Raw genomic sequence first — 13,051 nt, forward strand, 5'->3', positions numbered from 1 at the left:
GATCGCCGCGAGGAATTCCCATGTCACTGTTCTTCATCAAGCGCCCCAACTTCGCGTGGGTGGTGGCGCTGTTCATTTCCCTGGCCGGCCTGCTGGCCATCCCGCTGCTGCCGGTGGCCCAGTACCCCAGCGTGGCGCCGCCGCAGATCACCGTGACCGCCACCTACCCCGGCGCCTCCGCGCAGGTACTGGTGGACTCGGTCACCAGCGTGATCGAGGAGGAGCTCAACGGCGCCAAGGGCCTGCTCTACTTCGAGTCCACCAGTAACTCCAACGGCATGGCCGAAGTGGTGGTCACCTTCCAGCCCGGCACCAACCCGGAGCTGGCCCAGGTCGACGTGCAGAACCGCCTGAAGAAGGCCGAGGCACGCATGCCCCAGGCCGTGCTCACGCAGGGGCTGGAAGTCGAGCAGACCAGCGCCGGCTTCCTGCTGATCTACGCGCTCAACTACAAGGAAGGCTCCGCGCGCACCGATACCACCGCCCTGGGCGACTACGCCGCGCGCAACATCAACAACGAGCTGCGCCGCGTACAAGGCGTCGGCAAGCTGCAGTTCTTCTCCTCCGAAGCCGCCATGCGCGTGTGGATCGACCCGCAGAAGCTGGTCGGCTACGGCCTGTCCATCGATGACGTGGGCAACGCCATTCGCGGGCAGAACGTGCAGGTACCGGCCGGCAGTTTCGGCGCCTCCCCCGGCAGCACCGAGCAGGAGCTGACCGCCACCCTCGCCGTGAAAGGCACCCTGGACGACCCGGCGGAGTTCGGCCGCATCGTCCTGCGCGCCAATCCGGACGGCTCCACCGTCAAGCTCGCCGACGTGGCGCGCCTGGAAGTGGGCAGCGAGAGCTACAACTTCACCGCGCGCCTGGACGGCAAGCCCACCGTGGCCGGTGCCATCCAGCTCTCCCCCGGCGCCAACGCGCTGCAGACCGCCGCGCTGGTGAAGGAGCGCCTGGCCGAGCTGTCGGTGAACTTCCCCGACGATGTCGAGTACTCGGTGCCCTACGACACCTCGCGCTTCGTCGACGTGGCCATCGAGAAGGTGATCCACACCCTGATCGAAGCCATGGTGCTGGTGTTCCTGGTGATGTTCCTGTTCCTGCAGAACGTGCGCTACACCCTGATCCCGGCCATCGTGGTGCCGGTGTGCCTGCTCGGCACGCTGACGATGATGTACCTGCTGGGCTTCTCGGTGAACATGATGACCATGTTCGGCATGGTGCTGGCCATCGGCATCCTGGTGGACGACGCCATCGTGGTGGTGGAGAACGTCGAGCGGATCATGGCCGAGGAAGGCCTCTCCCCGGCCGCCGCCACGGTCAAGGCGATGGGCCAGGTGTCCGGCGCGATCATCGGCATCACCCTGGTGCTGTCGGCGGTGTTCATGCCGCTGGCATTCATGGCTGGCTCCGTAGGCGTGATCTACCAGCAGTTCTCCCTGTCGCTGGCGGTGTCGATCCTGTTCTCCGGCTTCCTCGCCCTGACCTTCACCCCGGCGCTGTGCGCGACGCTGCTCAAGCCGATCCCCGAAGGTCACCACGAGAAGCGCGGCTTCTTCGGCGCCTTCAACCGTGGCTTCAACCGGCTGACCGAACGCTACACGCTGCTCAACACCGCGCTGGTGAAACGTGCCGGGCGCTACATGCTGATCTACGCCGGCATCGTCGCCCTGCTCGGTTACAGCTACCTGCGCCTGCCGGAATCCTTCGTGCCAGTGGAAGACCAGGGCTACATGATCGTCGACATCCAGCTGCCGCCGGGCGCCACTCGTGCGCGCGCCGACGTCACCGGCCAGGAGCTGGAGCAGTTCCTGAAGTCACGCGAGGCCGTCGCGTCCTCCTTCCTGGTGATGGGCTTCAGTTTCTCCGGCATGGGCGAGAACGCCGCGCTGGCCTTCCCGACGCTGAAGGATTGGTCCGTGCGTGACAAATCGCAGTCCGCGGAGGCGGAAACCGCGGCGATCAACGAACGCTTCGCCGGCATCAGCGACGGCGCGATCATGGCCGTGACCCCGCCGCCGATCGACGGTCTGGGCAACTCCGGCGGCTTCTCGCTGCGCCTGCAGGACCGCGCCGGACTCGGCCGCGAGGCGCTGCTGGCGGCCCGCGACCAGTTGCTCGGCGAAGCCAACGGCAACCCGAAGATCCTCTACGCCATGATGGAAGGCCTCGCCGAAGCTCCCCAGCTGCGCCTGGAGATCGACCGCGAGAAGGCACGCACCCTGGGCGTCAGCTTCGAGTCCATCAGCAGCGCGCTGTCCACCGCGTTCGGCTCCTCGGTAATCAACGACTTCGCCAACGCGGGTCGCCAGCAGCGCGTGGTGGTGCAGGCCGAACAGGGCGACCGGATGACCCCAGAGGCCGTGCTCAAGCTCTACGTGCCCAACAGCGCCGGCGAGCTGGTGCCGCTGTCCGCCTTCGTCAGCACCCGCTGGGAAGAAGGCCCGGTGCAGCTGGCACGCTACAACGGCTATCCGTCGATCCGCATCTCCGGCGACGCCGCCCCCGGCGTCAGCACCGGCGAAGCCATGGCGGAAATGCAGCGTCTGGTCAGTGAGCTGCCGGCCGGCATCGGCTACGAGTGGACCGGCCTCTCCTACCAGGAGAAGGTCGCCAGCGGCCAGGCTACCCAGCTGTTCGCCCTGGCGATCCTGGTGGTGTTCCTGCTGCTGGTGGCGCTCTACGAGAGCTGGGCGATCCCGCTGTCGGTGATGCTCATCGTGCCCATCGGCGCCCTCGGCGCGGTGCTCGCGGTGACGGTCACCGGGCTGCCCAACGACGTGTACTTCAAGGTCGGCCTGATCACCATCATTGGTCTTGCGGCGAAGAACGCGATCCTCATCGTCGAGTTCGCCAAAGAGCTCTGGGAACAGGGCCACAGCCTGCGCGACGCCGCGATCCAGGCCGCGCGCCTGCGCTTCCGCCCGATCATCATGACCTCCATGGCCTTCATCCTCGGCGTGGTGCCGCTGGTGGTCGCCAGCGGAGCCGGCGCCGCCAGCCAGCGCGCCATCGGCACCGGGGTGATCGGCGGGATGCTCAGCGCCACGCTGCTGGGGGTGATCTTCGTGCCCATCTGCTTCGTCTGGCTGCTGTCGCTGCTGCGTCGCCAACCCAAACCTGCGCATCAACCCACGGAGGCCGCGCAATGACCACCCTGCGCAAACCTGCCTTTGCCGCCAGCGCGCTGCTGCTGGCTATTGTTCTGGGCGGCTGCTCCATGGCGCCCACCTACGAGCGCCCGGAAGCACCGGTGGCGCAGAGCTGGAGCGGCCCCGCCGCCCAGCCCGGTACTGCGGCCAGCAACCTGGACTGGCAGAGCTTCATCGTCGACAGCGAACTGCGTGAGCTGGTGAACATCGCTCTGGACAACAACCGCTCGCTGCGCCAGACCCTGCTGGACATCGAACAGGCCCGCGCGCAGTACCGCATCCAGCGCGCCGACCGCGTGCCCGGCCTGAGCGGCGCCGCCAACGGCAACCGCCAGCGGCTGCCGGCGGACCTGTCCAACAGCGGCAGCTCGGCGGTGAGCAGCAGCTACCAGGTCGGCCTGGCGCTGCCCGAGTACGAGCTGGACCTGTTCGGCCGGGTGAAGAGCCTGACCGACGCTGCGCTGGAGCAGTACCTCTCCACCGAGGAAGCCGCCCGCAGCGCGCGCATCGCGCTGATCGCCGAGGTCAGCCAGGCCTACCTCACCTACGATGGGGCCCAGCGCCGCCACCTGCTCACCGAGCAGACCCTGGCCAGCCGCGAGGACTCGCTGCGCCTGATCGGCCAGCGACGCACCGCTGGAGCGGCCACGGCGCTGGACTATCAGGAAGCACTCGGGCTGGTCGAACAGTCCCGCGCAGAGCTGGAAAGCAATGCGCGGCAGAAACAGCAGGCGCTCAATGCACTGGTGCTGCTGCTCGGCACATCCGACGCGGCCAAGCGCATCCCGCAGGTACCGCAGGACAAGTCCATGCTGATCCAGGACATCGCGCCGGGAACCCCGTCGGAGCTGATCGAGCGGCGCCCGGACATCCTCGCCGCCGAGCATGTGCTGAAGGCGCGCAACGCCGACATCGGCGCGGCCCGCGCGGCGTTCTTCCCGCGCATCAGCCTGACCGGCAGCTTCGGCACCTCCAGCGCTGAGATGTCCGGGCTGTTCGACGGCGGCTCGCGTTCGTGGAGCTTCGTGCCGACCCTGTCGCTGCCGATCTTCGATGCCGGCCGCAACAGCGCCAACCTCGATCTGGCCAAGGTGCGCAAGGACTCCGCCGTAGCCGCCTATGAAGGCACCATCCAGACGGCGTTCCGCGAAGTGGCCGACGCACTGGCAGCGACCGACACCCTGCGACGCGAGGAAGCCGCGCGTCGGGCTCTGGCCAACACCACCAACGAAACGCTGAAGCTGGCCAAGGCGCGTTACGAAGGCGGCGTCGACAGCCACCTGCGCTACCTCGACGCGCAGCGCAGCAACTTCGTCAACGAGTCGGCCTACATCGAGACCAGCACCCAGCGGCAGATCGCCCTGGTGGACCTGTTCCGCGCCCTCGGCGGCGGCTGGAGCGGTGACGTCACGGCGCAGCGCTGATCGTCTGCCCTGCTACGGCGAATAGCGCCAGAGGCGTTATTCGCCCTGCGATCAACCGGCTCGGGTCGGCGCAGCGTGTAGGGCGGATAACCCAGAACGGGTTATCCGCCGCCATGGCGCACGACGCCGCTATCCGTGTCCGGAACTCAGTCGCCGAACACCGGCCGGAAGAAACTGCGCTCGTAACTGAGGATGCAGCGGGTTTCTTCCGCGTAACGGAACGCGGCCTGGCACTCGGGATCATCCATGGACCGCTGCCGGTAGCTTTCGTACTCGGCCAGGCTGGGGAAGGTGAACATCGCCAGGGCAATGTTGCTGGCACCCTCGGAAGGCAGGAAGTAACCGTGGTGCTGGCCACCGAAGCGCTCCACCAGGGGGATCCACAACCGGCCGTAGTGTTCGAATTCCTTGAGCTTGTACGGGTCCAGCACGTAGCGCAGGTAACAGGTGACCATCTTGCCGACTCTCTTGCGGTGAAAGGGACGGCCACTGTACCGGGCAAAGCCGCCCATCGATACAAGGATTCACCCTGCGACCGCTCGTGCTGGAGCGCGCTGCCCTATGTCACCCCGCGCGCCCTGACAGCCCGGTAGACTGACCTCTCCTTCTTCATCACCGGGGGCACGATGCCCCTTCCCACGGGCGCTGGCGCAAGACCGGCGCGGAGTACAAAGGCATGTCCTTCGAAATCGTCCTCGACCTCTTCGCGGCGCTCTGCTTTGGCGCCCTGATAGGCATGGAGCGCCAGTGGCGCCAGCGCTTCACCGGCGTCGCCACCCACGGTCTGGTCGCGCTCGGCGCAGCCACCTTCGCCACCCTGCCCTTCCTCATGAACGCAGAGGACCAGGTAGTGCGCATGTCCGCCCAGGTGGTCACCGGCATCGGCTTTCTCGGCGCTGGCGTAATCATGCGCGATGGCCTCAGCGTGCGCGGCCTGAGCACCGCCGCCACGGTCTGGTGCACCGGCGCGGTGGGCGTGCTGGCGGGCGCCGGATTCCTTGCGGCGGCGCTGGTCGCCACCCTGCTGATCGTGCTGTGCAACCTCACCCTGCCCTCGGTGACCCGCTGGATCCAGCGTCACGCCCCTATCGAGCCGAGCAGCGAGCGCTACTACACGGTCCAGGCCGTCACCGAGGCCCACCAGGAAGCACTGGTTCGCTCCACCCTGCTGCGCCGCCTGAGCGCCAACGGCCTTGCCCTGCAGAGCCTGGAAAGCCACGCGCGCAAGACCGGCGGCGACGTGGAAGTGGCCGCCCTGGTACTGGCACCGAGCGACAAGGACAGCCTGCTGGAAGCCCTGGTCGGCGAACTGGCCCTGGCGCCCTACGTATCGGCGGCCAGCTGGTCGGTCAGCGACGGGCCGCAGTAGGACCGCCTCACGCGAGGTGCGGGCGCAGCAGCACCTCGATGTCACGGCGCACCAGCTTCAGTGCATCACGCGTGCGCGCCTTGTCGGCACAGGCGAGGCTACGGAAGTGATAGGCATAGATGGCGTAGACAATGTCCACCACTGCCCCGACCTCGCAATCGGCACGCAGCTTCCCGCGTTCGATGTAACTCGCCAGCGCCCGGTCCAGGGCCTTGCGGAAGCGGCTGCGTGACTGCTCGATCTCTACGTGCTCGGCGCTGGCGAACAGCATCACTGCCAGCAGTTCGCGCCACAGGCGCTTGTCCTCTATGCGGTCGATATTGCCGTAGTCGGCGCCGATCATCTTCACCAGCCCGTCCACCGGCTCCACCGGCAATGCGTCCAGCACTCGCTCGACCTTGTGCTGCGCCAGCGTCACCTGGTTATCGATGATCGCCACCAGCAGCTCGTGCTTGCTGGGGAAGTAGTTGTAGACAGTGGTCACCCCTACCTCGACCACGGCGGCGATGTCCTCCATGCGCGTGCTGGCGAAGGTGCGCTCGCGGAATAGCTCGGTGGCAACGTCGATCAGCGCCTGGCGCTGTTTTTCCTTCTTGCGTTCACGCAGCGAGGTTTCGGCGGCGGGCTTTCGGGCGGGCATGGCGGCTCCGTTTCGGTTCTGCAGGGGATGGACGGCAAGCATTCTACTCAAGCCATGATATCGGGAAAGCCATGCCAGCGCCGCTGATAAATTGTAGTTGACTACAACTTTGTAGAAAAATACAGTTTTCTCAACAAGAACCCTGAGGTCCACCGAAATGAAAGGCATCAAGCTGGCGCTCGGCATGCTCACTGCGCTCTCGATCCCCGCTGCCGGCGCCGCCCAGCAGCAGGTGCGCGTCTACAACTGGTCAGACCTGATCGGCCAGGACACCATCAAGGACTTCCAGGCCGCCACCGGAATCACGGTGCAGTACGACACCTTCGACAATGAGTCGACGCTGATGGTGAAACTGCTCACCGGCAACAGCGGCTATGACGTGGTCGTCCCCTCCGGCACCTCGCTGGACCAGCTGATCAAGGTCGGCGCCTTGCAGGAACTGGACCGCAGCAAGCTGCCCAACTGGAAGAACCTCGACCCGCAGCTGATGAAGTTCGTCGAGGGCAAGGATCCGGGCAACCGCCACGCCTTCATCTACGACTGGGGAACCACCGGTCTTGGAGTGAACGCGACGCTCGTCAACGCGCGCCTGCCAAATGCGCCACTGGATTCCTACGACCTGCTGTTCAAACCCGCCAACGTCAGCCGTCTCAAGGACTGCGGGGTCGGGCTGATCGACAGCCCCGAGGACGTCTATCCGATCGTCCTCAACTACCTCGGTCTCGACCCGCAGAAGCCCACCCGCGAGAACCTGGAGCAGGCCAACCAGCTGCTCGACGGAATCAAGCCGAGCCTGCGCTACATCAACTCCGGCAGCTACATCAACGACCTGGCCAACGGCAACGTCTGCCTGGTACTGGGCTGGTCCGGCGACGTCGAAATCGCCCATCGCCGCGCCCAGGAGGCCGGCAAGAACGATGACATCCGCTACATCGCCCCCCGGGAAGGCACGGTCGCCTGGTTCGGCTTCATGGCCATGCCCAGGAACGCGCCCAATTCCGATGCCGCCTACCGCTTCATGAACCAGGTACTCGAGCCCAAGGTCAGCGCCGACTTCACCGCCACCGTCGGCTACGCCACCGCAGTCCCCGCCAGCCAGGAGCTGCTGCCTGTCGAGGTGGCGAACAATCCCACGGTGTTCCCGCCCGAAACGGTGCGTCAGAAGATGTTCTGGCAGTCCAACCCGACGCCGGCGGACCTGCGCCTGATGACCCGTGCCTGGAACCGCTTCAAGAGCGGACTCTGATTCCCATTCCCCGCTTCAACGACGGGCGCCGCGTCCGTGCCAGGAACTTCGCAATGACTGACCAGACCCTCATCCACATCGCCCAGGGCCCACTGCGCGGCGCCTACGATCCGGCCAGCAGGCTCTACCGCTACCTCGGCATTCCTTACGCCGAGCCGCCCCTGGGCGAACTGCGTTTCCGCCCGCCGCAACCCCATCACCCCTGGAGCGAAGTTCGCAGCGCCGAGCGCTTCGGCCCGGCTGCCGCCCAGCTGTTCGACGAAACCGAGGGCGAGTACGACGAATTCAGCGACAGCGCCCCAGTGCCGGGAAGACCGTGGGTGGGCTCCGAAGACTGTCTGACGCTGAACGTCTGGACCCGTAACCCGACCGCCAGCGACAAACCCGTGATGGTGTGGATCCATGGCGGCGCCAACTGGCTGGAGAGCAGCCGCCTGAAGTGCTACCACGGTGACGTACTGGCGGCGAACGGCGACGTGGTGTTCGTCTCACTGAATTACCGCCTCGGGCTGTTCGGTTTCCTCGACGTCAGCGTGCTCGGTGGTGAGGAATTTGCCGGCTCGCACTCCCATGGCCTGCTCGACCAACTCCAGGCGCTACGCTGGATCCGGGAGAACATCGCGCAGTTCGGCGGTGATGCGAGCAACATCACCCTGATGGGCGAATCCGCCGGCAGCATCGATATCAGCTGGTTGCTCGCCGGCGGTCATCTGCAGGGGCTGGTGCAACGCGTTGTGATGATGAGCGGCTACGCCGGCCTGCCGGGGTTGAGCGGCGACCTCGGCCATGGGCTCAGCGACGCCTCGGCAAAGGAACTCGCGCGCGGATTCTTCGCCGATTGCGCCATCGACAGCTTCGCGCAGTTGCGGGAACTGGACACCAACGCCCTGATGACCAAGGTGCACGCCCTGTCCGAGCGCACCGACATGCTGTTCCACATGGACTCGCTGTTCTGGCCCAAGACCCACGCCAGTGCGCAGCTGGACCCCATCGAGTTCGCCCGGCGCGGAGCAGCCACCGGTATCGACATCCTGATCGGCTTCACCCACTACGAGATGGGGCTGTGGCTGAACTGGGACGACAGCCTCGACCGACTCGGCCTCGATGCGCTGGTGGAGCGCCTGGCGATCATCCCGACGGCGCTCAAGGATTCCGCCAAGGCCCTGTATCGCGCGCAATTCCCCGAGGACGACGACGGCGTCCGCGCCATGCACCTGCTGGGCGACTGCGCCTTCGTCATGCCTGCGCTCTGGGCTGCGGAGGGCCTGGCCGCACAAAACCGGGTGCAGGTCTACCGCTTCGACCGCGAAACCGACCCGCGTCGTCGCGCCCAGCACGCCGCCGACCAGGTCTACTTCTTCGGCAAGCTGGACACCTACGTCGGCCGCTTGCTGGCCGGCACGCCACAGGACGCCGCCGACGCTGCCGAGAGCGATCGCTTGTCACGGCTGATGCAAGGCATGCTCCTGGACTACGCCGGCGCCAGCCAATCCCCTGGTGACAAGCTGCCGCAATGGCCGCGGTACGACGCCGGGCAGCGCACCCTGCTCAGCCTGGACCAGCAACCCGAGCTACTGGCCGATCCCTACGCCGTGCGCCGCCAGTGGTGGTTCGAGAACATCTACCCGGCCCGCTGAAACGACAAAGGGGAGCCAATGGCTCCCCTTCTCGTCTGCGCCCTGTCTCAGGCGAAGACGAAGTACTTGCGCACTGTCTCCACCACTTCCCAGGTGCCCTTCATGCCCGGCTCGATGACGAACACATCACCGGCGCGCAGGTGAATCGGCTGCTCGCCCTCGGGGGTGATAACGCAATAGCCGTCGAGGAAGTGGCAGTACTCCCACTTCTCGTAGTTCACCTCGAACTTGCCGGGGGTGCAGATCCAGGTGCCCATGATCTTGCTGCCGTCCGCCGACAGGTAGGCATTGAGGTTGACGGTGTGCGGGTCGCCGCCGATGCGCTTCCACTTGGTGGCGTCCAGCACGGGCGTCGGGCAGGTGTCGCGCAGTACGGTGATGAAATCGGACATGACAGCTCCAGTCGTTGCGGTGAAGGTCCGTCACCCTAGCCACGAACCGCAACGGCGAGTTGCCTGGATTCGACATTGGTATGTCTGCCAGCGCTGCCCGCCCTGCTCTGATCCGCCCCCTGACAGATTTGTCATCCGCCGCTCATCTCGCCGTTATCCGCGCTCCCACACGATGCCCGTGGCCCTCGCCACGCCTGGGCAAAAACAACAACAGCAGGCGGTCACCAACCATCCTGCCCTAGGGAGCACATCCATGTATCGCACGCATCGCATGAATCGCACGCATAGAAAGTACCGACGTAAATTTCCGCTGGCGGCTTCGCTGCTGGCACTGGGGGTTGCTTCGCCGACCGTCTTCGCCGAGGCAGAGAGCACAGAGCAAGCCGAAGGCTTCCTCGAAGGTTCCAGCCTGGAAATCCTCAACCGCAACCTCTACTTCAACCGCGACGCCCGCCACGGCCAGTCAGTGCCTCCGCGCGGCAACGGCTACTCGGAAGTCTGGGCCCAGGGGATCATCGGCAAGTTCGAGTCCGGCTTTACCCAGGGTACGGTCGGCGTGGGCGTCGACGCCTTCGCCATGGTCGGCTTCCAGCTCGACACCGGTGACGGGCGCAACGGCGCCGGCAGCTCGGTGGACGTACTGCCTACCGACAACGACGGGCGCACCGAGAGCGACTACGCCAAGGCCGGCGGCGCGGCCAAGGTGCGCCTGTGGGACACCGTGCTGAAGGCCGGCGACGTTTTCCCGGAGACTCCCGTGGTGCACTACGGCGATTCGCGCCTGCTGCCCGAGTCCTTCCGTGGTTTCACCCTGCAGAACACCAGCCTCGACGGCCTGACGCTGCAGGGCGGCCGCCTGCACGCCATGAGCCAGCCGCAGTCGCGGCAGATGGACGACGGTTTCGCCACCTTCTACGCAGGCCCGGTGGATTCGGCCTGGCTCGCCTACGGCGGCGGCGACTACGCCATCAACGACAACGCCAGCATCAGCCTCTACAGCAGCCGCCTGAAGGACGCCTGGAACCAGTACTACTTCGGCACTGCGCTGAACTTCCCGCTCAGCGAGGCCGTGGAGCTGTTCGGCGGCTTCAACTACTACAAATCGCAGGACGAAGGCCGCGAGCTGCTCGGCGAGTTCAACACCAATATCTGGAGCGCCAGCGCCGGCGTGCACTTCGGCGCCCACCGCATCGCCGTCAGCCACCAGCGCAACAACGGCAACAACGACTTCGACTACCTGCGCCAGGCCGACTCCATCTACCTGGACAACTCCATCCAGTACAGCGACTTCAACTCGCCGAAGGAGCGCTCGTGGATGGTCCGCTACGACCTCGACATGGCCACCTACGGCGTACCGGGGCTGAGCTTCATGACCCGCTACGCCCGCGGCACCGACGCCGACTATTCCAACGCCAACGCCGTGTACATGCGCACGGATGACAACGGCGACCCGCTCACGGACCAGAAGCGCTGGGAGCGCGACGTCGAGGCCAAGTACGTATTCCAGGAAGGCCAGCTCAAGGACCTGTCCCTGCGCGTACGCCAGGCGACCACCCGCGCCACCGCCTTTGAGTCGGACCTGGACGAAGTGCGACTGATCGTCGAATACCCGCTGGCGATTCTGTGACGGCCTGCGCCTGACAGGCGGATGACGGAATTGTCAGTTGCGCCTCAGCCTCCTGTTAGGCGCGCCTGCGTATAACGGAAGCCATCACCGCCCCCCAAGGCTTCTGGTGATGATTTCCCCGCAGCACTGCTCCTCTCCCTGGCGCTCCACGTGCCCTTTGGGGGGAGAGGAACTCTCGGCGCCCACATGGGCGCCTTTTTTTACGTGGCGGACATCGCAAAAGGAAGCCCACGCCGAATGAGATACGTCCCTTGCGCTCGCCTTCAGGACTGCCATTTCTCCAGCCAGTCGAGAATCAGCTCGACACGCGTGCTTTCGAAAGCATCCTCCAGCGATTTGAGCTCGATGGCGATCTTCGGGCGCCCGCCCTTCAGATCGGCAAGCTCGGTCAGCCAAGGATACTGGTGGATGTTCGTGACGACGAAATTGAAATACTTATGCCATGGGGAAGCGCCAACCTGGACAGCCAAAACGCCCCCTGTCTCCTCTGAATAGATGTCTTCAGTCGCGTAAGTACCACAGTTCTCCCGCAAGATTTGCAGCATCTTTTTCAGCGGCGCAGTGATCATGAAGACCTTCTTCACACCGCTACTTTTCTGCAGACAACGCTCGGCGGCGAACGCATGAAGCATGACAGAGAGCTTACGCACGGGTCTTGCCAGATTTCCGTTTTTTTCCATGACTTCCATCAACTGACGGACACTGACTCCACCGTGCTCCAAACGCCGGATTTTTTTCAGCGCGGGAACCGTCACCATCCTCAGCGGCGAACGGAAAATCCCCATGTGGGTAGAGATGGGGATATCCGGATGTGTAGTTACCGTCATGCACATCTCGATTCGCACGAAGTGCTCCGCCTGGGTTACCCCGACAGTCGAGCCAAAGACCGCATAGGCCACCCACACCTCGCTGGTCGGCGTTCTCTTGAAGCAACTCAATGCGTCGAGAAAACCCTTTACCGCTTGCTGATAACCGTAACTGACTTCAGACGAAAGCAGATTAGTTGCCACGAACCTCATCAGGTACACGTAGCTTTCCCAGAAAGCAAAATTTTCGTTGGTAAGCCGGGTGAACTCGTAGGAGATCGGGGATACCTGTGGAAGCGGCAGTATGGGTTCCTGCGGCAATACCATTTCAGTTTCGGATACGTGCTCGGGCCGAGGACCTGAAAACGGCCATACCCGGTCACGGCAGTTCGGACAGAGAAACCGGTCATCGTCGAATTCCGCGTCGTACACCATTACGCAACGCATGCATTTATAGAGCATCACTTCCTCACTGAAGTACGCAGACAGCAGTCCTGTTTGACCAGCCATGCTGCGGCCCAATCCCTGGTCATTTGCGCCTGCTGAACGTTGCATGAACCTTGTTGAGCTCTTGCGTCGAAAAGCAGCGCGCAGGGGAAGCGTAGATAGGAATTGAACCATTGGCTAAAAGTGAGTTTGAACGATGCGAGCCACACCCATCAGGGCTACAGTCGCCACCAGACTATGGAGGCTACGGGGCGGCTGCCGCAGTGGAACGGCACATGACAACGAGCGGTCATGTGCTTTACCGCGAACCT

At 64.8% G+C, this 13,051-nt stretch carries 10 protein-coding genes; 6 read left to right on the top strand and 4 right to left on the bottom strand.

What is annotated here, in order from left to right; all coding sequences use genetic code 11:
- Positions 1-20 precede the first annotated feature (20 nt).
- Complete coding sequence (locus tag IB275_RS17120) at positions 21-3,152, top strand: multidrug efflux RND transporter permease subunit (protein ID WP_192295718.1); 3,132 nt, start codon at positions 21-23, stop codon at positions 3,150-3,152.
- Positions 3,153-3,157: 5 nt separating this feature from the next.
- The gene (locus IB275_RS17125; RefSeq protein ID WP_192295818.1) at positions 3,158-4,576 is read left to right on the top strand and encodes an efflux transporter outer membrane subunit; all 1,419 of its coding nucleotides are present in this window, start codon (positions 3,158-3,160) and stop codon (positions 4,574-4,576) included.
- Positions 4,577-4,722: 146 nt separating this feature from the next.
- On the opposite strand, the gene IB275_RS17130 is transcribed toward IB275_RS17125, so the two are convergent.
- Positions 4,723-5,031 (bottom strand): NIPSNAP family protein, encoded by a 309-nt coding sequence (locus IB275_RS17130; protein WP_192295719.1) that lies wholly within the window; start codon positions 5,029-5,031, stop codon positions 4,723-4,725.
- A 221-nt stretch (positions 5,032-5,252) separates the two neighbouring features.
- Between IB275_RS17130 and IB275_RS17135 the strand changes: the two genes are divergently transcribed.
- On the top strand, positions 5,253-5,945 hold the full coding sequence (locus tag IB275_RS17135) for an MgtC/SapB family protein (RefSeq protein ID WP_192295720.1): 693 nt from the start codon (positions 5,253-5,255) through the stop codon (positions 5,943-5,945).
- Positions 5,946-5,952: 7 nt separating this feature from the next.
- Here IB275_RS17135 and IB275_RS17140 read toward each other — a convergent pair whose 3' ends face one another.
- Positions 5,953-6,585, bottom strand: coding sequence for a TetR/AcrR family transcriptional regulator (locus IB275_RS17140; protein WP_192295721.1), 633 nt, complete (start codon positions 6,583-6,585; stop codon positions 5,953-5,955).
- A gap of 157 nt (positions 6,586-6,742) precedes the next feature.
- On the opposite strand from IB275_RS17140, the gene IB275_RS17145 reads away from it, so the two are divergent.
- Positions 6,743-7,831: a polyamine ABC transporter substrate-binding protein gene (locus tag IB275_RS17145; RefSeq protein ID WP_192295722.1), complete on the top strand. Its 1,089-nt coding sequence runs from the start codon at positions 6,743-6,745 to the stop codon at positions 7,829-7,831.
- A 53-nt stretch (positions 7,832-7,884) separates the two neighbouring features.
- On the top strand, positions 7,885-9,468 hold the full coding sequence (locus IB275_RS17150; protein ID WP_192295723.1) for a carboxylesterase/lipase family protein: 1,584 nt from the start codon (positions 7,885-7,887) through the stop codon (positions 9,466-9,468).
- A 47-nt stretch (positions 9,469-9,515) separates the two neighbouring features.
- On the opposite strand, the gene IB275_RS17155 is transcribed toward IB275_RS17150, so the two are convergent.
- The gene (locus IB275_RS17155) at positions 9,516-9,860 is read right to left on the bottom strand and encodes a cupin domain-containing protein (RefSeq protein WP_184595441.1); all 345 of its coding nucleotides are present in this window, start codon (positions 9,858-9,860) and stop codon (positions 9,516-9,518) included.
- A gap of 253 nt (positions 9,861-10,113) precedes the next feature.
- Between IB275_RS17155 and IB275_RS17160 the strand changes: the two genes are divergently transcribed.
- Positions 10,114-11,487: an OprD family porin gene (locus IB275_RS17160; RefSeq protein WP_405308160.1), complete on the top strand. Its 1,374-nt coding sequence runs from the start codon at positions 10,114-10,116 to the stop codon at positions 11,485-11,487.
- A 263-nt stretch (positions 11,488-11,750) separates the two neighbouring features.
- Here the strand turns inward: IB275_RS17160 and IB275_RS17165 are convergent, their stop codons facing one another.
- Positions 11,751-12,848, bottom strand: a complete 1,098-nt coding sequence (locus IB275_RS17165) for a hypothetical protein (protein WP_192295724.1) — start codon at positions 12,846-12,848, stop codon at positions 11,751-11,753.
- Positions 12,849-13,051: the final 203 nt, after the last annotated feature.

Origin of the sequence: Pseudomonas sp. PDM21 (assembly GCF_014852505.2) — a bacterium.
GTDB lineage: Bacteria > Pseudomonadota > Gammaproteobacteria > Pseudomonadales > Pseudomonadaceae > Pseudomonas.

Coding starts and splice junctions, on each gene's coding strand:
- IB275_RS17120 (WP_192295718.1), top strand. CDS start 21: ATGTCACTGTTCTTCATCAAGCGCCCCAACTTCGCGTGGGTGGTGGCG.
- IB275_RS17130 (WP_192295719.1), bottom strand. CDS start 5,031: ATGGTCACCTGTTACCTGCGCTACGTGCTGGACCCGTACAAGCTCAAG.
- IB275_RS17135 (WP_192295720.1), top strand. CDS start 5,253: ATGTCCTTCGAAATCGTCCTCGACCTCTTCGCGGCGCTCTGCTTTGGC.
- IB275_RS17140 (WP_192295721.1), bottom strand. CDS start 6,585: ATGCCCGCCCGAAAGCCCGCCGCCGAAACCTCGCTGCGTGAACGCAAG.
- IB275_RS17145 (WP_192295722.1), top strand. CDS start 6,743: ATGAAAGGCATCAAGCTGGCGCTCGGCATGCTCACTGCGCTCTCGATC.
- IB275_RS17150 (WP_192295723.1), top strand. CDS start 7,885: ATGACTGACCAGACCCTCATCCACATCGCCCAGGGCCCACTGCGCGGC.
- IB275_RS17155 (WP_184595441.1), bottom strand. CDS start 9,860: ATGTCCGATTTCATCACCGTACTGCGCGACACCTGCCCGACGCCCGTG.
- IB275_RS17160 (WP_405308160.1), top strand. CDS start 10,114: ATGTATCGCACGCATCGCATGAATCGCACGCATAGAAAGTACCGACGT.
- IB275_RS17165 (WP_192295724.1), bottom strand. CDS start 12,848: ATGCAACGTTCAGCAGGCGCAAATGACCAGGGATTGGGCCGCAGCATG.